Source organism: Ruegeria sp. CDSA141, from assembly GCF_059612005.1.
This window is the reverse complement of record NZ_JBXWPT010000030.1, coordinates 1-18,570: the sequence shown is the minus strand read 5'-3', so window position 1 is coordinate 18,570 and position 18,570 is coordinate 1. Positions and strand designations below refer to the sequence as shown.

General features: G+C 58.6%; 22 protein-coding genes. 7 read left to right on the top strand and 15 right to left on the bottom strand.

Annotation, left to right across the window (positions count from 1 at the left end):
* Nucleotides 1-276: 276 nt before the first annotated feature.
* The 3 genes from dapD to AC2FLP_RS21230 form a co-directional block, all read right to left on the bottom strand.
* Nucleotides 277-1,104 (bottom strand): 2,3,4,5-tetrahydropyridine-2,6-dicarboxylate N-succinyltransferase, encoded by an 828-nt coding sequence (dapD, locus tag AC2FLP_RS21240; RefSeq protein WP_299902464.1) that lies wholly within the window; start codon nucleotides 1,102-1,104, stop codon nucleotides 277-279.
* A gap of 108 nt (nucleotides 1,105-1,212) precedes the next feature.
* Nucleotides 1,213-1,812, bottom strand: a complete 600-nt coding sequence (locus AC2FLP_RS21235; protein ID WP_496686275.1) for a GntR family transcriptional regulator — start codon at nucleotides 1,810-1,812, stop codon at nucleotides 1,213-1,215.
* A 44-nt stretch (nucleotides 1,813-1,856) separates the two neighbouring features.
* Nucleotides 1,857-2,768 carry a threonine/serine dehydratase gene (locus tag AC2FLP_RS21230; protein WP_299902470.1) on the bottom strand — a complete coding sequence of 304 codons (912 nt, stop codon included), beginning with the start codon at nucleotides 2,766-2,768 and terminating at the stop codon, nucleotides 1,857-1,859.
* A gap of 79 nt (nucleotides 2,769-2,847) precedes the next feature.
* Here AC2FLP_RS21230 and AC2FLP_RS21225 point away from each other — a divergent pair, with 79 nt between their 5' ends.
* Nucleotides 2,848-3,690, top strand: a complete 843-nt coding sequence (locus AC2FLP_RS21225; RefSeq protein WP_299902473.1) for an LOG family protein — start codon at nucleotides 2,848-2,850, stop codon at nucleotides 3,688-3,690.
* A gap of 3 nt (nucleotides 3,691-3,693) precedes the next feature.
* A complete protein-coding gene (locus AC2FLP_RS21220) occupies nucleotides 3,694-4,791 on the top strand; it encodes a cystathionine gamma-lyase (protein WP_496686272.1) in 1,098 nt (365 codons plus the stop codon).
* On the opposite strand, the gene AC2FLP_RS21215 is transcribed toward AC2FLP_RS21220, so the two are convergent.
* Complete coding sequence (locus AC2FLP_RS21215) at nucleotides 4,792-5,175, bottom strand: hypothetical protein (RefSeq protein ID WP_117871931.1); 384 nt, start codon at nucleotides 5,173-5,175, stop codon at nucleotides 4,792-4,794.
* A gap of 160 nt (nucleotides 5,176-5,335) precedes the next feature.
* On the opposite strand from AC2FLP_RS21215, the gene AC2FLP_RS21210 reads away from it, so the two are divergent.
* From AC2FLP_RS21210 to AC2FLP_RS21195, 4 genes are all read left to right on the top strand, one after another.
* Entirely contained in the window at nucleotides 5,336-6,256 is a 921-nt protein-coding gene (locus AC2FLP_RS21210) for a DnaJ C-terminal domain-containing protein (RefSeq protein WP_299902478.1), read from the top strand.
* On the top strand, nucleotides 6,253-6,591 hold the full coding sequence (locus tag AC2FLP_RS21205; protein WP_299902485.1) for a hypothetical protein: 339 nt from the start codon (nucleotides 6,253-6,255) through the stop codon (nucleotides 6,589-6,591). Before AC2FLP_RS21210 ends, AC2FLP_RS21205 begins: the two co-directional genes overlap by 4 nt.
* A gap of 63 nt (nucleotides 6,592-6,654) precedes the next feature.
* Nucleotides 6,655-8,001, top strand: coding sequence for a U32 family peptidase (locus tag AC2FLP_RS21200; protein WP_496686267.1), 1,347 nt, complete (start codon nucleotides 6,655-6,657; stop codon nucleotides 7,999-8,001).
* Nucleotides 7,977-8,321 (top strand): hypothetical protein, encoded by a 345-nt coding sequence (locus AC2FLP_RS21195; RefSeq protein WP_496686265.1) that lies wholly within the window; start codon nucleotides 7,977-7,979, stop codon nucleotides 8,319-8,321. Before AC2FLP_RS21200 ends, AC2FLP_RS21195 begins: the two co-directional genes overlap by 25 nt.
* A gap of 6 nt (nucleotides 8,322-8,327) precedes the next feature.
* On the opposite strand, the gene AC2FLP_RS21190 is transcribed toward AC2FLP_RS21195, so the two are convergent.
* The 4 genes from AC2FLP_RS21190 to AC2FLP_RS21175 all read right to left on the bottom strand — a co-directional run bounded on the left by AC2FLP_RS21190 (nucleotide 8,328) and on the right by AC2FLP_RS21175 (nucleotide 11,386).
* Nucleotides 8,328-8,945, bottom strand: a complete 618-nt coding sequence (locus AC2FLP_RS21190) for a cytochrome P460 family protein (RefSeq protein WP_117871918.1) — start codon at nucleotides 8,943-8,945, stop codon at nucleotides 8,328-8,330.
* A gap of 286 nt (nucleotides 8,946-9,231) precedes the next feature.
* Complete coding sequence (gene rlmN, locus AC2FLP_RS21185; RefSeq protein ID WP_496686263.1) at nucleotides 9,232-10,419, bottom strand: dual-specificity RNA methyltransferase RlmN; 1,188 nt, start codon at nucleotides 10,417-10,419, stop codon at nucleotides 9,232-9,234.
* 117 nt (nucleotides 10,420-10,536) lie between these two features.
* The gene (locus AC2FLP_RS21180; RefSeq protein WP_162896866.1) at nucleotides 10,537-10,707 is read right to left on the bottom strand and encodes a hypothetical protein; all 171 of its coding nucleotides are present in this window, start codon (nucleotides 10,705-10,707) and stop codon (nucleotides 10,537-10,539) included.
* A gap of 142 nt (nucleotides 10,708-10,849) precedes the next feature.
* Nucleotides 10,850-11,386, bottom strand: a complete 537-nt coding sequence (locus AC2FLP_RS21175) for an invasion associated locus B family protein (RefSeq protein WP_117871914.1) — start codon at nucleotides 11,384-11,386, stop codon at nucleotides 10,850-10,852.
* Between the two features lie 179 nt (nucleotides 11,387-11,565).
* Between AC2FLP_RS21175 and AC2FLP_RS21170 the strand changes: the two genes are divergently transcribed.
* A complete protein-coding gene (locus AC2FLP_RS21170; RefSeq protein ID WP_496686260.1) occupies nucleotides 11,566-12,564 on the top strand; it encodes an asparaginase in 999 nt (332 codons plus the stop codon).
* Between the two features lie 5 nt (nucleotides 12,565-12,569).
* On the opposite strand, the gene AC2FLP_RS21165 is transcribed toward AC2FLP_RS21170, so the two are convergent.
* The 7 genes from AC2FLP_RS21165 to AC2FLP_RS21135 form a co-directional block, all read right to left on the bottom strand.
* A complete protein-coding gene (locus AC2FLP_RS21165; protein WP_496686258.1) occupies nucleotides 12,570-12,890 on the bottom strand; it encodes a YciI family protein in 321 nt (106 codons plus the stop codon).
* A gap of 22 nt (nucleotides 12,891-12,912) precedes the next feature.
* A complete protein-coding gene (locus AC2FLP_RS21160) occupies nucleotides 12,913-13,341 on the bottom strand; it encodes an SRPBCC family protein (RefSeq protein WP_117871908.1) in 429 nt (142 codons plus the stop codon).
* Nucleotides 13,329-13,658, bottom strand: a complete 330-nt coding sequence (locus tag AC2FLP_RS21155) for an ArsR/SmtB family transcription factor (RefSeq protein WP_117872947.1) — start codon at nucleotides 13,656-13,658, stop codon at nucleotides 13,329-13,331. Before AC2FLP_RS21155 ends, AC2FLP_RS21160 begins: the two co-directional genes overlap by 13 nt.
* 42 nt (nucleotides 13,659-13,700) lie before the next feature.
* Nucleotides 13,701-14,579, bottom strand: a complete 879-nt coding sequence (serB, locus tag AC2FLP_RS21150; protein ID WP_299902503.1) for a phosphoserine phosphatase SerB — start codon at nucleotides 14,577-14,579, stop codon at nucleotides 13,701-13,703.
* Between the two features lie 35 nt (nucleotides 14,580-14,614).
* Entirely contained in the window at nucleotides 14,615-15,343 is a 729-nt protein-coding gene (locus tag AC2FLP_RS21145; protein WP_496686253.1) for a metallophosphoesterase family protein, read from the bottom strand.
* Nucleotides 15,344-15,462: 119 nt separating this feature from the next.
* Nucleotides 15,463-17,058: a phosphoglycerate dehydrogenase gene (gene serA / locus AC2FLP_RS21140; RefSeq protein ID WP_496686250.1), complete on the bottom strand. Its 1,596-nt coding sequence runs from the start codon at nucleotides 17,056-17,058 to the stop codon at nucleotides 15,463-15,465.
* Between the two features lie 64 nt (nucleotides 17,059-17,122).
* Complete coding sequence (locus AC2FLP_RS21135) at nucleotides 17,123-18,277, bottom strand: phosphoserine transaminase (protein ID WP_496686247.1); 1,155 nt, start codon at nucleotides 18,275-18,277, stop codon at nucleotides 17,123-17,125.
* Between the last annotated feature and the right edge of the window lie 293 nt (nucleotides 18,278-18,570).

The following is an 18,570-nucleotide window of genomic DNA, read 5'->3' as shown; positions in this document are numbered from 1 at the left end:
AGGCGGCGGCGACAGCGAAGGCGGCGGCGACAGCGAAGGCGGCGGCGACAGCGAAGGCGGCGGCGACAGCGAAGGCGCGGAAACCAATGCAGAAAACTCAGAAGTTGACGCTATGCAGGGTGAAAACCGCTGACCCCCCAAAGGGTGATCCTCTGAGCTGAACATCATGCTCAGGACAGGTTAGGGTCAGGGTTTGGCCTCACCTTGAACGACACCCCAAAAAAAATCGAAAGGCCGGAGCGGGTTTGCTCCGGCCTTTCTGTACAACCGGGAAGATCAGTCCCGCAGCAATTCGTTGATGCCAGTTTTCGAACGGGTCTTTTCATCCACCCGCTTCACGATCACGGCACAATACAGGCTGATGTTGTTCTTTGATGGCATCGAGCCCGCGACGACCACAGAATAGGGCGGGACTTCGCCATATGTCACTTCGCCGGTTTCCCGATCCACGATTTTGGTGGATTTACCGATGAACACGCCCATCCCCAGAACCGAGCCTTCGCGGACGATGCAGCCCTCGACGACCTCGGAGCGCGCGCCAATAAAGCAGTTGTCCTCGATGATGGTCGGGCCGGCCTGCATCGGCTCCAGCACGCCACCGATGCCTACACCGCCCGACAGGTGGACGTTTTTGCCGATCTGAGCGCATGAGCCGACGGTCGCCCAGGTATCGACCATGGTGCCTTCATCCACATAGGCGCCAAGGTTGACGAAGGACGGCATCAGCACCACGCCCGGCGCGATATAGGCCGACTTGCGGACAACGCAGTTGGGAACCGCGCGGAACCCGGCCGAGCGCCATTGGTTTTCACCCCAACCGGCGAACTTGCTGTCCACCTTGTCCCACCAGCCGCCGTCCTGCGGACCACCAGTCTGGATTTCCATGTCCTTGATACGAAAGCCCAGCAGAACCGCTTTCTTCGCCCACTGGTTCACGTGCCAGTCACCGTTTTCCTGCTTTTCAGCAACACGCAGCGACCCGCTATCCAGCGCGTTCAGCGTATCTTCGATCGCTTCGCGTTGTTCACCTGCAGTGGCGGGTGAGATCGTGTCGCGCGCCTTCCAGGCGGCTTCGATGGCGGCTTCCAGTTGCGCGTTGGACATGGGGCGTCTCCCTACAGAATCTGTTCATGTTGGTTTGGCCTATACGCAAGCCGGGCCCATGGCGCAATGCGACGAACACGGGCCGTTTTGCGTCTGAAGGGCCCGCAATCAGCTGGCGCGGCGTATATGTCGGGTCAGAATACCTTTTGCCGTACCCAGGTCCTTCCTCTTGAGTGCCTGAACAAGTGCCGCGTGATCCTTGTCTGTCTGCTGCACCCATTTCGACCGCCAGTGCGCAAACAAATGGCGTGCGCTTGCGATATGCAGGTTGTCAATTGCATGCAAAAGCCGGGGCAACCCGCAAGGTGTCAGAATGGAGCGATGGAACGCTCTGTTCAAAGCCTCCCATTGGGGCATCGTCTGCGCTTCATCACAGGCAGCGCGCGCTTGGTCGATCTTTTCCAACGCTACAGGAGACATGTTTTGCACCGATTGCTGCAACGCCAGTGTTTCCAACGCCACGCGCATTTCGATGACCTCGCGGACCTCTGCCGGGTCCAGCGCTGTGACCCGCATCCCCCGTCGCGGCTCATGCCGGGCCAATCCATGCGCCTCAAGCCGCAACAAGGCTTCACGCACCGGAACATGGCTGGTGTCGAAGGCGCGGGCAATATAATCCTGCCGCAGCTTTTCCCCGGCGCTCAGCTCTCCGGTGATGATCTGCTGGCTGAGGTTTTGGTAAATCGTGTCGGAAATCGTGGCCGTCATGAATTATAGATAAAATCCACAACGACCATCCACAACCCGGTAATTCACCCTGCAAGCGGGTCTGGCGCAATATTCGCGCCGCACACCAGAACGGCCACGCGTTCGCCCGGTTCAGGTCGGTACACGCCCGAGGTCAAGGCTGCCAACGCCGTGGCGCCCGCCGGTTCCACCAGAATGCGATGCGTCTGCCACAACATCTTCTGAGCTGCCGCGATGGCATCATCCGACACCAGAACCGATGTCATCCCCTGCGCCAGGTCAAAACAGATCTGCCCGATCCGGCGCGCGCCCAGGGCGTTGGCCGCGATGCCGGATACCGAGACATCTACCGGTTCACCGGCCTGCAATGCCGCATTCAATGCGCAAGAGGTCTCGGGTTCGACCGCCACGACCTTGCGCGCACCGTCGAACCACGCCAATGCCCCGGCGATCAGTCCGCCGCCGCCCACGGCGACCAGAACCGTGTCTGCCTGCAGGCCCTGCGCATCCCATTCCGCAAAGCAGGTCCCCTGCCCCGCCACAGTAGCCGGCGCATCATAGGCGTGTATCTGCATCGCTCCGGTTTCAGCTTCATGCGCCTGAGCCTGTGTCAGCGCATTGGCGTATTCGCCGGACACAACGCTCAGATCCGCGCCGGTTTGACGGATCAATGCAATCTTGGAAGAGCCGGCCAGTTCGGGCACGAAAATCTTGGCCGGAAAACCAAGCGCCTGCGCCGCAAAGGCCGCCGCTGCACCATGATTGCCGCCGGATGCAGCCACGACACCTGCATCGGGTACGTCGAGGCTCAGCAACGTATTGAACGCACCTCTCGCCTTGAAACTGCCCGTGTGCTGCATGTGCTCCAGCTTCAGTTCAATGGGATAGCCCGGAATTCGGCTCTCGATCACCGGCGTCACTTGCGTATGTCCGTCGATACGATCCTGCGCCGCTGATATTTCGTTCTTCCAATTCATTCTTGTCTTTCCGTGACTGGCACTCTGCCCGCGAACCCTATAGCTGTTTGGAAAACACGCAAGCAGGGATCGATCACCCATGAGAGAAGACCGCCACAATCCGTTTCGCGATGCGCAGACAGATCGCTCGACAGCGAGCGAAGTGCCGGACACGCCGCAAACGCGATCGTCTGCCTATCGCCTTGCCTTTGCCGATGACGAATTCCTTTGCCGGGACGAACTGCGCCCGGTGCGTCTGCAACTGGAATTACTGAAACCCGAGATGATCATGAGCGAACGCGAGATCACCTCGACCATCGTAATGTTCGGCGGCGCGCGCATCCCTGAGCCATCGCAGAAACACACCGCGCGAACGGAAACGCTGGCTGGTCTGTCGACCTATTATGATGAGGCGCGCGAGTTCGCGCGGCTGATGACCGTGAAATCGAACGATACCGGCTGCCGCGAAAACGTGATCGTCACGGGCGGCGGTCCCGGTGTGATGGAGGCCGGCAACCGAGGCGCACAGGAAGCGGGCGGCTGCTCCATCGGTTTGAATATCGTTCTGCCGCACGAGCAGGCCCCGAACCTCTATGTGACGCCAGATCTCAGTTTCAACTTTCACTATTTTGCCATCCGCAAGATGCATTTCCTGATGCGGGCCCGTGCGATCACAATCTTCCCCGGCGGCTTCGGGACAATGGATGAGTTATTCGAATCTCTCACTCTAATTCAGACCGGCCGGATGGAGCGCGTGCCTTTCCTGCTGTTCGGACGTGATTTCTGGGAGAGGGTCATAAACTGGAAAGCACTGGCCGATGCCGGCACCATCTCGGACGAGGATCTTGACCTGTTCCGCTTTGTGGACACGGCGCAGGAAGCGGTCGAGATCATCGAAAACTGGGAACCCGCCCCGCCCCGCGACGAAATTCCGGGGCGCTGAACCATGGCCCCCAAGACCGGAGAGATGCTGCATCTGCGCGGAAATGCTCTGAGCAAGGGCGAACCTGTGGCGCTGCCGCTGATACAAAGCAGCATGTACCACCTGCCGGGTGCCACGGATGGACAGGCAAGTTACGGCCGCGTCGACAACCCGACCTGGGTGCATCTGGAACATGTTCTGTCGCATTTGGAAGACGCACCGTGCCTCAGCTTTCCATCAGGCATGGCAGCGATTTCTGCGGCGTTGTTCGCCACGGTGCAAGCCGGGTCACGCCTGCTGATCCCCTCCGATGGCTATTACGTGACGCGCCTTTTGGCCGATCGTTTCCTGTCGCGACTGGGTGTGATCGTTGAGGAACGCCCCACCACCGCTTTTACCGACGGCGGTTTTGACCGGTTCGATGTGGTCTTTGTAGAAAGCCCCTCGAATCCGGGGCTGGACATGATCGATCTAACAGCGGTCGCCGATCAGGTACGTGCTGCCGGGGGCGTAACCATTGCCGACAACACGACGATGACGCCGCTTGGTCAGCGCCCTCTGGATCTGGGCATCGATGTGGTTGTCTCGTCCGATACCAAGGCAATGGGCGGGCATTCCGACATGCTGATGGGCCATGTGGCCAGCCGCAAAAGCAACATCATGGAAAGGGTCGAGGAATGGCGAAAAGTGTCCGGCTCGATCCCCGGACCACATGAGGCATGGCTGCTGCATCGCGGGCTCGAAACACTGGACGTTCGGTTTGACCGGATGTGCAACTCCGCACAGAAACTGGTCGAACGATTGGCGGAACATCCCGCAGTGAAACAGGTTCGCTATCCCGGGCTGGCCGGTGACCCGTCGCACAAACTGGCGCAAGAGCAGGCCACGCGGTTCGGATTTCTGTTATCCCTGACGCTGGACAGCGAAGACAAAGCCGAAGCCTTCATCAACAGCTGCCCGCTTCTGCGCCCGGCTACGTCATTCGGAGGCGTCCACAGCTCGGCCGAGCGTCGCGCGCGCTGGGGCGACGACGTTGATCCGGCCTTCATCCGCCTGTCCGTCGGATGCGAACCAGTCGACGAACTATGGCACGCTATCGAAACCAGCCTGAACGCTGTATGATTACTTTTTGGGTTCACGCAGCTCTTTGAACACGTAGATCGGCAACACCACGCTGGCGATCAACGCCCCCAACCAGACCAGCAGCGTCGCAGCCAGCAGGTTCGAAACCCCACCCACGGTCAGCCCGGCGGCGACCAGGTCGGTCACGAAAAGACCCACGAAGGTCACGATCAAGGCGATCCCGCCCTTCAGGGCAGGTGCTTTCTTTTCGCCCAGTTTCAGGATCAGGGGTTCGGCCACAACCTGCACAACGGTGAAGACAATCACCACTACGATGAACGAGATCGGCTTGATCGCAAATCCAGACAATATCAGAGAGGCAAGCAACAACCCAATGGCATTTCCGGCCAGCAGAGCCAGGGCGGATTTTATTCTGCGCGTCATGCGGCGATCTCCGTCAAACAATAAGTATAAACATGCAGATATTATCAAGTCTGCGGGATTTTACGAAACAATTCAATCGCCTCTTTCGTTTTACCCGTTGAAATCGCATGGTAGAACACCTTCATCCTGATCAAACCTGTCCCTGACCTGAGAGAGTGATATGAGCGACGACCCCTACACCGTTCTTGGTGTATCGAAGGACGCCAGCGCAGCCGAGATCAAAAAAGCCTACCGGCGCATCGCCAAGGATTGCCATCCGGATCTGAAACCGGGCGATGACGCGGCTGAGGCAAAGTTCAAGGCCGCTGCCGCAGCCTATGATCTATTGAAAGACCCTGAAACACGTGCGCGTTTTGACAACGGAGAAATTGACGCTTCGGGTCAGGAGCGCCCGCAACAGCAATATTACCGAGAGTATGCCGAGGCCGCTGGAAACCCCTATCGGGGGCGTCAGGCGGATCCCGACGACATGTCAGATATCTTCGCGGAGTTCATGCGCGGTCGCGGCGGTTTTGGCGGTCAGCGCAGCCACGAGTTTCACGCTCCGGGTCACAATCTGAACTACACCCTGCAAATCAGCTTTCTGGACTCCGTTTTCGGCGCCAGTCAGAAATTGACTTTGCCGGATGGAGATCGGATCGAGGTCAAAATCCCCGCTGGTATCACCGACGGGCAGACCATCCGGCTGCGTGGCAAGGGGGCCCCGGGATACGGCGAAGGTCCTCCAGGTGACGCTCTGGTGACTGTTTCGGTCGCCAAGCACCCGGTTTTTGAACGTCAGGGCGACGACATCCATATCACGCTGCCCATCACAATCGACGAGGCCATTCTGGGCGGAAAAGTCCCGGCTCCCACGATAGACGGCGGTGTGAATGTCAACGTCCCAGCGGGCACCAGCAGCGGCAAAACGCTCCGGTTGCGCGGTAAGGGAGTAAAGAAGCGCGGCTCGTCCGGTCGTGGGGACCAGTTGATTGAGCTGACTATAACGACACCGAACAAGATTGATGACGAACTGAAGCAGCTCATGGAAACCTGGCGTGAAAAGCACCGCTATGATCCGCGGAAAGGAATGCAGTCATGACCCTGACCGAAAAGGAACTGATCGAAACGGTTTCCCGCCTGACCTCGGACCGCCTGACCGAATACCTGGCGGCGGAAATCGTCATTCCGGAACAATCGGATCAAGGGCTGGTTTATCAAAATATCGACGTCGCCCGTCTGGAACTGGCCTGTGAGTTGCACGAACAGTACGACATGGAGACCGATGCACTGTCGATGATGATCTCACTGATCGACCAGTTGCATGGGCTGCGGGCTGAACTGCGCGAAGCTCTGAACGCGATCGAGGCGCAACCCGAACCTGTGCGGCAGCAACTGGTCAAGGTCATCGGTACAGCGCGATTCCGTCGCAGATAACGGGGTTTTGGGCACGAATTATTTGGCGTAGAAGGCCGCCTTGATCCTTTGACAGGTAGCGCCATGACTCAGTCCAGATCTGAATTGCTGATGCCTGCAGGCAATCTGCGCAAGCTTAAACTCGCTGTCCTTTACGGGGCCGATGCGGTGTATCTGGGCACGCCCGATATGTCGCTGCGCACGAAATCCGAGTTCTCGCTGGAAGAGGTGATCGAAGGGGTCGAGTTCTGCCACAGCCATGGCCGACGCGCCTATCTGACGCTGAACCTGTTTTCGCACAACAAGGACATCCCGAAGCTGGACGAATACATTGACACGGTCCGCAAGGTGCAGCCGGACGGGTTGATCATCGCCGACCCCGGCGTGTTCCAGTACGTCCACGACCGCGCACCGGAACTGCCACTGCATATCTCGACCCAGGCCAATATCTGTTCGTGGCTGTCGGTAAAGTTCTGGCAGGATCAGGGCGCGGAACTGGTGGTTCTGGCGCGAGAGGTTTCCTACCCCGAGCTGGTCGAGATTCGCGAAAAATGCCCCGACATCAAGCTCGAGGCCTTCGTCCACGGCGCCATGTGTATGACCTATTCGGGCCGCTGCCTGCTGTCGAACTTCATGGCCGAGCGCGGCGCCAATCAGGGCAATTGCGCCAATTCCTGCCGCTGGAACTATGGGCTGAAACTGCGCCTCAAGGACGGCACCCATCAGGAACTGCGGATCACCGAGGAAAACGCCGACCTGTTCGAATTCCTGCTGGAAGAAGGCTGCCGGCCCGGTGATCTGATGCCCATCGAAGAGGACGATCGCGGTTCGTACATCCTAAATTCGCGTGATCTGTGCATCATGCCCAAGCTGGACGAATACCTGAAGATCGGTGTTGACAGCCTCAAGGTCGAGGGGCGCGGTAAATCGGAATATTACGCCGCCATCGTCGCGCGGGCTTATCGCATGGCCATCGATGACTATTTGGCAGACCCCGAAAACTGGGACCCCAAGCCTTACATGCGTGAACTCGAAACCGTCGGAAATCGCGGCTACACGCTGGCCTTCCACGAAGGCCGGCTGACCAATTATGCGCATGATTACGAACACACCGCGTCGATCGCACAGTGGGAATATGCCGGGATTGTCACCGACGTGACCGAGGATGCGTTTCTGGTCGAGGTGAAAAACAAGCTGGAACCGGGTGATGTGCTGGATTTCGTCTCACCCATCTCGCGCGAGACGGTTCTGCTGCTCTGCTGCGGGTTTACGACTTTGAACGCGCATCGGGCAACGCGCGCGTGGACGCAGTTCACGGCAGCACGAAAACTGTTATCCGCCTGCCTTTCACCCTGTTCGACCACGAGGATACCGACGATCTGCGCACCCGTTTTCCGATCTATTCAGTGCTGCGCAAAGAACGCGCCCTGACCGACGAACACTGGAGCCGCATTCGGTTCGACAAGCAGGTGCAGGGATTGGAAACCTCGGGCCGCGACAATCCCGCGGCCTATGCGCGCCGCCGCGACGAACTGGTCGAGAAGATCGGCGAAGACGGCAACGAACGCCGGTTCAAGACCAACCGCATCGGCACAGAAGGCTGCTGCGGTAAGGGCTGCAACGGTTGCCTGATCTTCTGGCAGGACGACAAATACGCGTTGGCCCGTGAGGTGCTGTCCAAGCGAAAACAAGGGGAACAACTCAGCCGCCGCGAGGCGACGGAATTGAAGCTACCGGGCGAAAACGCCTGAGCCGGTTCAGTTGCGCGTTCGAGAGTCTTCCGGCACGTAAAACGTATAGTCCCGATCTGCCACCTGTTCGTGACAGACATGGCAATACGCCACGGCGCCAGCGCGGTCGCCCATAGTGTCCCCAAACACCGAACCGTCCGGCAGGACCATGAGGTAACGCCAGTCCGCCGTGTCCGGGCTGGCACCTTCCTTCAGCTTCTCCATTATGAACATGGCCCCGGGATGTACGTGACCTTCATCCGTCACGGTCATGCTGTCCTTGGCAAGAACCGACCCCATGGGAAGTTCTTCACCTTCCTGCAACGTCCCGTAGTTATGCGCCATGCGATTGGCATAGCTGTTCACATACCGCTGCCCGTGCGTTGCCGAGATATAGGGCGCATCGTTGAAAAGCGGCCAGCTTTGGTAGTTTAGGATCAGGTCCAGTTGTGCCACGGCGTACCCACGCGCCATGCGGCGATTGAGCGATCGGTAGTGTTCCAGAGCCTCTTCCTTGCTCAGCTCGGCAGGGTTTTCGATTGCGATATGAGCGTCCTGACCTTCAGCAAAGGCCAAGCCTGAACCTGAGACAACAGCAAGCGCAGCGGCTCCGTAACGGATGATCGTAAAAAAACTTTTATTCATAATCGTGGCCCACCTGAAATTCAGTTCGCCTGAGCGCCTTCTGACACCACTTGGAACAGTCTAGCGGTATCGCAAAAACTTGCCAGCTCTGACCCGGACAGTTCACCGGCTTGTGCATCAATTTGAGGAAGCAGAGCCCGGCGACGGGCACTGGAAATATAGCAAATTTTGCATGTGGTTTCAGCATCTGAAACATTAAGTTTACAGAAACACTTATGACGTGCAGGCGGATCTGGAAAACACTTAAAGCGCGATCCGGCCAAGCAAGGCCGAGATCGGCCGAACTCTACTGGCTTAGGCCCGTTTCGGCCTCGATTTGTTTGCGCGATTTGCGCGCCCTCTCGGTCGCCGACTTCAACTGACCACAGGCTGCCATGATATCCTCACCGCGCGTCTTGCGGATGGGTGAGGCATAACCTGCCTGGTAGATGATGTTGGCAAAGGCGCGGATACGGTTGTTCGAACTGCGCTTGTACGGCGCCCCGGGCCATTCGTTGAACGGGATCAGATTGATCTTGGCCGGAATGTTGTGGCGCTTGATGTGGGCGATCAGACGATGCGCATCTTCGTCGCTGTCATTCACACCATCCAGCATCACATATTCAAAAGTGATCCGTTCAGAGTTCGACACGTTGGGGTAGCTGGCCAGTGCTTTCAGCAGTTCCTCGATGTTCCAACGCTTGTTGATCGGCACCAGAACGTCGCGCACCTCGTCGGTGGTGGCGTGGAACGAGATCGCCAGCAAGCAGCCGATCTCTTCTGCCGTACGGGCAATTTCGGGCACAACGCCCGAGGTCGAGAGTGTGATACGACGACGCGACAGGGAAATCCCCTCGGGGTCCATGGCGATCTTCATCGCGTCGCGGACGTTTTCGAAATTATATAGTGGCTCACCCATGCCCATCAGAACGATGTTTGACAGCAGGCGGGTCTCATCCTTGGGTGCGCCGGGGGTCGGCCATTCCTCAAGATCGTCGCGGGCCATCATGATCTGACCTACGATTTCGGCGGATGTCAGGTTTCGTACAAGTTTCTGAGTTCCGGTATGACAGAATGAACAGGTCAGCGTACAGCCCACCTGAGACGAGATGCACAGGGTTCCGCGATCGTCCTCGGGGATATAGACCACCTCGACCTCATGCCCGCCGGCGATGCGACACAGGTATTTGCGGGTGCCATCCTCGGAAACCTGACGTGTCACCACCCCGGGGATTTCGATCACGAAATGCTCGGCCAGTTGTGCACGATAGGCTTTGGCGAGATTGGTCATCTGGGCAAAGTCGCGCACACCCCATTGATAGATCCATTGCCAGATCTGGCCTGTGCGCATCTTGGCCTGTTTCTCGGGCGTGCCGTGTTCAATCAAGGTCTCGCGCAACCTGTCGCGCGAAAGACCGACAAGGTTTACCTTCCCGTCGGGCAGTTTGCGCGGGATGGTCATGACGTCTTGGGTGATCGGCGCTTTGGGCGACATTGGCGTATCTCAAAGGAATCGGGCTTGGGATGCGCCTCTATATAGGAACCTGCGCAAAGATCAAAAGGTTTCCTAAGCTGAGTGGCCCGGCAAGATGTACATGCCGGGCCTTTTTGATCAGTTTACCGGCGGCGGTGTGTAGCAATCATTGGCATCCAGGGTCTGAACCGGATCTTCCGGGCCACATTGCTCGCCCGATATCGGATAGGAATCCGCGGTCTTCTCGCAAGCGCTCAGTGCTGCGACGGATGCGGCCAGAACCAGAGCGATCCAAGTTTTCTGTTTCATCACGATGTCCTCTCTCAATGGCTGAACCACTTAGTTCACATTGCCGGATGCGAAACCTTGATACGGATCAAAAATGGCAGATGACCAAACGTCAAAAGCCCCGCGACCAAGCGGGGCCCTTTGAACAATCGGCACGCTGAGATCAGTTGGTGCAGCGCTTCTCAGCGTCTTCTATCGCAGCGGTAAAGCCCAGCAGCGAGAAGGTGTCTTTCGTCTGCGTCCCGCGCTCGGACCGGGCGGTCAGAACAGCCTCGGTTCCGCGTTTCAGGGCGGTGATGATCTTGGCATCATCCGCATCCGATGCGGCCCAGGCCCATTCGCCTTCCGTGAACAGTTCGAACTCGGTGCCGTCGACATTCAGGTTAACCGTCGAACCCGCGGCAAACGGATAGCCGCCAGTAAAGGTCAATTGGCCTTTTACCTCGGCATTCGGACGATAGAACACAAACAGCAGGATATCGCTGCGCCGTACAGAAACCACGCGTCCACCACGGGTGTTCACGGTTTCCTTGGGTGCCGAGACGCTCCAGCATTCGGTGGGATCGTCTTCGACAAAAACGCTCCAATCCGTTTTTGCAGCAACACGGTTTGTGCTTGTCGCCTGTTGGGCGATTGCAGAAGTCGCGGCGATGCCTGCCACACACAGGCCCGCAATCGTACGAACGAGCTTTGATCCCATTTGTCCAGCCTCCTAGCTCGACCCTTACCTCATACCCATCGGACACGTCTGCGAACCCTGCCGGTTCGTCTATTCGTTTGCGTCTTCCGATGATTGCCGACATACACACACTAACGCAGGTTTCGCCACAGGCGAAAGGGCGATTGGCAGAATTTTGCGCATAAATTTCGGAGGTCCAGATGACGCAGCCCATACCCATGACAGAACTCTGGCGCGGCGCGCTGCTGGAAAGTCTTCATCTGGGTCATGCGGTGATTTGCGATGACACGGGTCAGATCGTGCGCAGTTGGGGCGACCCACAATCCATCATATACCCGCGGTCATCCGCCAAGATGATTCAAGCGCTTCCGTTGGTCACATCAGGGGCGGCGGCGAAATACGGGCTGACCAGCGAACACCTGGCGTTGGCCTGCGCCTCGCACAATGGGGCAGCGATCCACACGGATCGCGTGACGGCGTGGCTGGACCATCTGGGGTTAAACGAGCATGATCTGCGGTGCGGCCCACAAGAGCCCGCTGACACAGCCGCGCGCGACCGGCTGATCCTGGCCGACGATACGCCTTGCCAGATCCACAACAATTGTTCCGGCAAGCATTGCGGCTTTCTGACTCTGGGCCAGCACATGGGCGCAGGGCCGGAGTATCTTGAGATTGATCACCCGGTACAACAGGCCTGTCTGTCTGCCATCGAAGAAACGACGGGCGAGACCAGCCCGGCATACGGCATCGATGGCTGTTCGTCCCCGAATTTCGCCACATCGCTCGTCGGTCTGGCGCGGTCGATGGCATGGTTTGCCAGCGCTTCGGATAGGTCTGATCGCTCCAGCGACGCGGCAGCTCAGCTGGTTGGAGCCATGGTCAAACACCCGGAACTTGTTGCCGGTGAGACCCGGGCCTGCACCGAGCTGATGCGCGCGATGAACGGACGTGTTGCCATCAAGACCGGGGCCGAGGCCGTGTTCGTGGCCATCGTCCCGGAAAAACGCATGGGCGTTGCGCTGAAGATCACCGATGGCACCACCCGCGCCAGTGAATGTGCGATCGCCGCGATACTGGTAAGCCTTGGCGTGCTGGAGGCCGATCACCCGGCCACCCGCAGATTCATGAACGCCACGCAATACAGCCGTCGCGGGCTGGAATGCGGCGTGATCAAACCAGCAACGGGTTTCCCCGACTAAGGCCCTTACATCTCGATTTCGTGGATTTCGGCCACTTCAACCGAGCCTGTCCCGTTGACGACCATCGGGCAGCCTTTGGCCATCTCGGTCGCAGCGTCGATACTGTCAACCTTGATCACAGTGAAGCCCGAGGCCGGGTTCGCGCCGCCGTTATCGGCCACTCCGTTGCTGCTGACAGTGTGAGACTGCCCAACCGGGTTGCCGGGGATAACGAGGGCTTCGCCCATATTTTGAAACCAAGCCCCCCAAGCGGCCATGGTCGCCTCGATCTCGGCGGGGTCGGTTGGGGTGTGACCCCCATGATAGACAAACAAAAACTGGGGCATATCGCTCCTCCCTGATGAAATCCTATTTGCAAAGTGCTTCGAGTTTGCGCAGCGAAGACGTCCAACCCTGATTGTGGTTCGCGGCTGCTTCGGCATCGGCCAATTCGCGGTGGTCCAGCACAAGGTGGGCACCGCTTTCGGTCGCAGCAACGGAAAGGGTCACATGGCTTTCGGCACCGCGTTGATCCTGATCGTCATGCCAACCCCATGTAAAGCCCACCGACTTCGGCGGGTCGACATGTGTCACGTGGCCCGAGACCTTGTATCGCTGGCCCTCGCCATTCTCCATCACCGAGTACCAAGGGCCGGTGCGTGAGAAATCCAGGTTGTGTTCCGGCACGTGCATCCCTTCGGGCCCCCACCATTGCAACAGCTTGGCACCATCGCTGATCCATGCAAACAGTTCTTCGGGACTGACTGGGAATTCCCGCTCCAGTTTCAGGTCGGCCATGAATTCTCCCTTTCGATAATATCACTCAGACGGTCGAGGCTACCTTCCCAGAATTGCCGCTTGGAAATCGTCCAGTCGGCAATCGCCCGCAATCCTTCGGATCGGATGGAATACATGCGTTGTGTGCCTTGCACACGCTGCTGCACCAACCCGGCTTCGCGCAGCACCTTGAGGTGGCGTGAAATCGCGGCGCCGGACATGCCGCGCCCTTCGATCAGATCACCGGCAGGCAGCTCGCCCTGCTCCATCAATTGCTCGACAATCGAGAATCGGGTGGCATCGGACAAAGCGGAAAACGTGGTCAGAAGTGTGCTCATATCCATTATTTAACACTAATGTTAAATAAAAGATAGTCCTGATCAGCCGCCTACAAAATCGGCACGGCAATAGCCTTGCAGGTAAAGCAGCGCCGTCAGGTCGCCGTGATTCACCCGCACGTCGCATTTCGCGGCCACCGACGGCTTGGCATGAAGGGCAACCCCGGTTCCGGCCCGACCAAGCATTCCAAGGTCGTTGGCCCCGTCACCCACGGCGATAGCGTCACCTTCAGACAGGCCAAGCCGCGCCGTAATCTGCTCGAGCGCTTCGATCTTGGCCTGACGCCCCAAAATAGGACGCGCGACGTCTCCGGTCAGCTTGCCATCTTCAGCCAGCAAAGTGTTGGCGCGGTTTTCATCGAATCCCAAAAGCTCTGCCACCCGTGCGGTAAAGGCTGTAAAGCCACCGGATACCAATGCTGTATAGGCCCCGTTGGCCCGCATCGTCGCCAGCAATTCCCTGCCTCCGGGCATCAGAGTGATCCGTTCCCGCAGAACTTTGCCGATAACGCTTTCATCCAGATGCTTCAGCAAACCAACCCGCTCGGTCAGGGCACCTTCGAAATCAAGCTCTCCGTTCATGGCACGGGCCGTTATGTCCTTGACCCGGTCGCCGACGCCGGCCTCATCCGCCAATTCGTCGATGCATTCCTGCTGGATCATCGTGCTGTCCATGTCGGCCAGCAGCATCTGTTTGCGCCGTCCTTGCGCGGGTTGCACAATCAGGTCCACCCCCATCCCTTGCAGGTCTGCCCAAACGTCCCACCGATTGTCGGGGATGGCGTTCAACTCAAACTCTGCCGCCTCATCCGGGTTGAGCCAGAGGGCCTCTCCACCACCCCACGCATTACGCAAGGACTCAGTCAATGCGCTGTCCAGCGACGGCGCTGCCGGATTGGTCAGCAAAGTGGCGACATACATATTCAATCTCCAGTGTCCTACCCGAACGGGGTGACTTAGGGGGTCAACGCTAAACGGCCCTGATCGGTCAATTCCCAGCAGGACTGCCCTTCGAACACCGCAACACCCACCGGGCGTCCGTATCCGGCACCTGTGTCCAGATTGACGCGATTTCCATAATGCGTTGCCCGATCCACCGGAGTATGACCATGCACGATCAGCTTGGGATGCGGGCCCGGATGGGCATGGAAATCCTGCCTGATCCAGACCAGATCGTTGGCGCGCTGCTCGTTGAGCGGCACGCCCGGACGAATGCCTGCATGAACGAAGGCAAGCCCGGGCGTCTGATGCATCAGAACCAGATCGCGCAGAAAGGTCAGGTGCGATTTCGGCACCGCCGCCTGCGCCATCTGATGCAGATCTTCCAGACGGATCTGGCCATCGAATTCCACGCCATAACTGCGCAGGGTTTCGACCCCGCCCAGCCTTTCATGCAGCCAATGATACCCGACAAGCAAATGCGGATCGTGACGTGGCGCGTCCTCCATGAACCAGGCGAACATGCGATCATGGTTGCCCAGCAGAGTGATCCAGTTCAGGCCCGCATCGCGCCCTGCAATCAGGCGCTCGACCAGCCCGCGACTGTCCGGGCCGCGATCCACGTAATCACCCAGAAACACGATCTGGGCATCCGGGCCGCCATCGCCCTGGATCAGAGACACCGCGCGCTCCAGCTCGGCCACCTGCCCGTGCAAATCACCAATAACGTAGACAGGCTGTGTCATAGATCCTCCGACGGTAAGGTTCAGCTTGCTTGTGCCGCAGATTGCAGCCTGAGAAAACAAAGGACCCGGGCCTTCGGTCAACCGGGTCCTGAACTGTTTCTCAAACTCTACAGGCCACGTCAGGTGACATCAAACTCCAACGGCTTGATCTGTGTGAACAGACCCGTTTCCGCCAGCTTGGCGCGTGCCTGAGCCGGAACCGGTTCGTCAACATAAAGCAACGCAATTGCTTCTCCGCCGGCCTCGGATCGACCCAGGGTAAAGTTCGCGATGTTGACGTTGTTCTCACCCATTGTCCGCCCCAGAGCACCGATGATGCCCGGCACGTCTTCGTTGCTGGTGTACAGCATATGGGCGCCGACCTCAGCGTCGATATTGATGCCCTTGATCTGGATGAAACGCGGTTTGCCGTCACTGAACACGGTGCCACCGATGGAACGCTCGCGTTTGTCGGTCACAACGGTAACTTTGATATAGCCCTCGAAAGCACCCGATTTGTCCTGATTGGTGGTCGAGATCTTGATCCCGCGCTCTTTGGCGACAACCGGGGCCGACACCATGTTCACCTCGGGGTTGAACTTTTTCATGATCCCGGCGACCACGGCGCAGTTCAACGCCGCCAGGTTCATTTCAGCGGCAACACCATCATACAGGATATTGATCGCCTTGACCGGCTCATCGGTCATCTGGCCGATGAAGCTGCCGAGATGGCCGGCCAGCTTGATCCACGGCCCCATCACCTTGGCTTCTTCCGCCGTCACACTGGGCATGTTCAAAGCGTTCTCGACCGCACCTGTCAGCAGGTAGTTCGAGATCTGCTCGGCCACTTGCAGCGCCACATTCTCCTGCGCTTCAGTCGTTGCCGCACCAAGATGTGGCGTGCAGACCACGTTGGGCAGGTTGAACAAGGGGTTGTCCTTGGCGGGTTCCTCACTGAACACGTCAAACGCGGCACCCGCAACGTGACCGGATTGCAGCGCCTCTGCCAACGCCTCCTCATCTACCAGACCACCACGAGCGCAGTTGATGATGCGCACGCCCTTCTTGGTTTTGGCGAGGTTCTCGCGGCTCAGAATACTACGGGTCTGATCCGTCAGCGGCACGTGCAGGGTGATGAAGTCGGCGCGGGACAGCAACTCGTCCATCTCAACCTTTTCCACGCCCATCTTGGCGGCTTTCTCTTCGCCCAGATAGGGATCATAGGCGATGACTTTCATCTTCAGGCCAAGCGCGCGCTCGCACACGATGCCGCCGATGTTACCCGCACCAATGACACCGAGCGTTTTGTTCGTCAGCTCGATCCCCATGAACTTGGACTTTTCCCACTTGCCCGCATGGGTCGAAGTCGAGGCCTCGGGGATTTGCCGCGCCACGGCGAACATCATCGCAATCGCGTGTTCTGCGGTGGTGATCATGTTGCCGAATGGCGTGTTCATCACGATCACACCTTTTTTCGACGCCGATTCCTTGTCGATATTGTCAGTGCCGATTCCGGCGCGGCCGATCACCTTCAGCTTGTCGGCTTTTTCCAGAATGGTCGGCGTGACCTTGGTAGCCGAGCGGATGGCAAGACCGTCATATTGACCGATCACCTCGGCCAATTTGTCCTTGTCCTTGCCCAGATCGGGCATGAAATCCACGTCAATGCCGCGATCACGGAAAATCTGAACGGCGGTTTCGCTGAGTTTGTCGGAAACGAGTACTTTGGGAGCCATGTCTGTGGTCCTTGAATGTAATGAGAAGTCCGGGCCGATGCGGCCCGGTGAAGATGGGATGCGATCAGGCGGCTTCTGTTTGCGCCGCGATTTCGGCCTCAAAGGCCCATGCCAGCCAAGGCAGCATCGCTTCGATATCCGAGGTCTCGACCGTACCGCCGCACCAGATCCGCAAGCCCGCAGGCGCATCGCGATAGGCACCGATATCCAGCGCGATATTCTCGGCTTCCAGCCGTTTGGCCACAGCCTTGGCAAAGCTTGCGCCGTCCTGAATACGGGCATCTGTGAATTTCAGACAGACGGATGTGTTCGACTGTGTTGCCGCATCCTCGGCCAGATTGGCGATCCAATCGTTCTGCGCGCAGAACGCATGTACCGCACCGGCATTGGCATCCGCACGGGCAATCAGGCCCTGCAGGCCACCGACCGAGCGCGCCCAATCCAGCGCGAACAGATAATCCTCAACCGCCAGCATCGACGGCGTATTGATCGTCGCACCGGTAAAGATGCCGTCGATCAGTTTGCCACCTTTGGTCAGGCGGAAGATCTTGGGCAACGGCCATGCGGGGGTGTAGCTTTCCAACCGCTCCACCGCACGAGGGCTGAGGATCAGCATCCCGTGGGCCGCTTCGCCACCCAGCACTTTCTGCCAGCTGAACGTGGTCACATCCAGCTTGTCCCAGGGCAGGTCCATCGCAAAGGCCGCCGAGGTCGCATCGCAGATCGTCAGACCCTGACGGTCATCCGCAATCCAGTCGCCATTCGGCACCCGCACGCCCGAGGTCGTGCCGTTCCATGTGAAGACCACGTCATTGGCGAAATCAACAGACGCCAGATCCACGATCTGCCCGTAGTCGGCGGTCTTTATCTCGGCATCGATTTTCAGCTGCTTGACCACGTCGGTGACCCAACCGGACCCAAAGCTCTCCCACGCCAGCATCTCGACCTTGCGCTCGCCCAGCAACGACCAAAGCGCCATTTCGACCGCGCCGGTGTCAGACGCAGGGACGATGCCAATCTTGTAATCGGCTGGAATGCCCAGGATCTCACGCGTGCCTTCGATGGCCGCCTTCAGCTTGTCCTTGCCAACAGCAGCCCGGTGCGACCGGCCTAATGCAGCATCGGCCAGTTTGGTCAGATCAAATGTGGGGGGTTTGGCACAGGGGCCCGAGGAAAAACGCGGATTTGCCGGCCGCGTCGCCGGTTGTTCGATCGTCATGTGTATTACCCTTCCAGATACACGCCCCTCGTTGGGGAGGGGTGTCCCACGGACAGAGTTATGGGTCCTTCGCACTTGCAGCAAGCGGAAAAGACCCATCGACAGCAAAAAACGACATCCGGAAAGGGTGCGAATCGGAACAGAGGTTTCCGATTGGCGAAAAAACCCGCCGACTTCCCGGCGGGTTTTCTGGGTAATTTACTCGGCAGCGTCCATGTATGCATCCATTGGGGGGCATGTGCAGACGAGGTTTCTGTCGCCGTATGCGTTGTCGACGCGGTTGACGGGTGACC

Excerpts from the sequence above, each read along its gene's own strand:
- dapD (WP_299902464.1), bottom strand. The coding sequence starts at position 1,104 with ATGTCCAACGCGCAACTGGAAGCCGCCATCGAAGCCGCCTGGAAGGCG.
- AC2FLP_RS21235 (WP_496686275.1), bottom strand. The coding sequence starts at position 1,812 with ATGACGGCCACGATTTCCGACACGATTTACCAAAACCTCAGCCAGCAG.
- AC2FLP_RS21230 (WP_299902470.1), bottom strand. The coding sequence starts at position 2,768 with ATGAATTGGAAGAACGAAATATCAGCGGCGCAGGATCGTATCGACGGA.
- AC2FLP_RS21225 (WP_299902473.1), top strand. The coding sequence starts at position 2,848 with ATGAGAGAAGACCGCCACAATCCGTTTCGCGATGCGCAGACAGATCGC.
- AC2FLP_RS21220 (WP_496686272.1), top strand. The coding sequence starts at position 3,694 with ATGGCCCCCAAGACCGGAGAGATGCTGCATCTGCGCGGAAATGCTCTG.
- AC2FLP_RS21215 (WP_117871931.1), bottom strand. The coding sequence starts at position 5,175 with ATGACGCGCAGAATAAAATCCGCCCTGGCTCTGCTGGCCGGAAATGCC.
- AC2FLP_RS21210 (WP_299902478.1), top strand. The coding sequence starts at position 5,336 with ATGAGCGACGACCCCTACACCGTTCTTGGTGTATCGAAGGACGCCAGC.
- AC2FLP_RS21205 (WP_299902485.1), top strand. The coding sequence starts at position 6,253 with ATGACCCTGACCGAAAAGGAACTGATCGAAACGGTTTCCCGCCTGACC.
- AC2FLP_RS21200 (WP_496686267.1), top strand. The coding sequence starts at position 6,655 with ATGACTCAGTCCAGATCTGAATTGCTGATGCCTGCAGGCAATCTGCGC.
- AC2FLP_RS21190 (WP_117871918.1), bottom strand. The coding sequence starts at position 8,945 with ATGAATAAAAGTTTTTTTACGATCATCCGTTACGGAGCCGCTGCGCTT.
- rlmN (WP_496686263.1), bottom strand. The coding sequence starts at position 10,419 with ATGTCGCCCAAAGCGCCGATCACCCAAGACGTCATGACCATCCCGCGC.
- AC2FLP_RS21180 (WP_162896866.1), bottom strand. The coding sequence starts at position 10,707 with ATGAAACAGAAAACTTGGATCGCTCTGGTTCTGGCCGCATCCGTCGCA.
- AC2FLP_RS21175 (WP_117871914.1), bottom strand. The coding sequence starts at position 11,386 with ATGGGATCAAAGCTCGTTCGTACGATTGCGGGCCTGTGTGTGGCAGGC.
- AC2FLP_RS21170 (WP_496686260.1), top strand. The coding sequence starts at position 11,566 with ATGACGCAGCCCATACCCATGACAGAACTCTGGCGCGGCGCGCTGCTG.
- AC2FLP_RS21165 (WP_496686258.1), bottom strand. The coding sequence starts at position 12,890 with ATGCCCCAGTTTTTGTTTGTCTATCATGGGGGTCACACCCCAACCGAC.
- AC2FLP_RS21160 (WP_117871908.1), bottom strand. The coding sequence starts at position 13,341 with ATGGCCGACCTGAAACTGGAGCGGGAATTCCCAGTCAGTCCCGAAGAA.
- AC2FLP_RS21155 (WP_117872947.1), bottom strand. The coding sequence starts at position 13,658 with ATGAGCACACTTCTGACCACGTTTTCCGCTTTGTCCGATGCCACCCGA.
- serB (WP_299902503.1), bottom strand. The coding sequence starts at position 14,579 with ATGTATGTCGCCACTTTGCTGACCAATCCGGCAGCGCCGTCGCTGGAC.
- AC2FLP_RS21145 (WP_496686253.1), bottom strand. The coding sequence starts at position 15,343 with ATGACACAGCCTGTCTACGTTATTGGTGATTTGCACGGGCAGGTGGCC.
- serA (WP_496686250.1), bottom strand. The coding sequence starts at position 17,058 with ATGGCTCCCAAAGTACTCGTTTCCGACAAACTCAGCGAAACCGCCGTT.
- AC2FLP_RS21135 (WP_496686247.1), bottom strand. The coding sequence starts at position 18,277 with ATGACGATCGAACAACCGGCGACGCGGCCGGCAAATCCGCGTTTTTCC.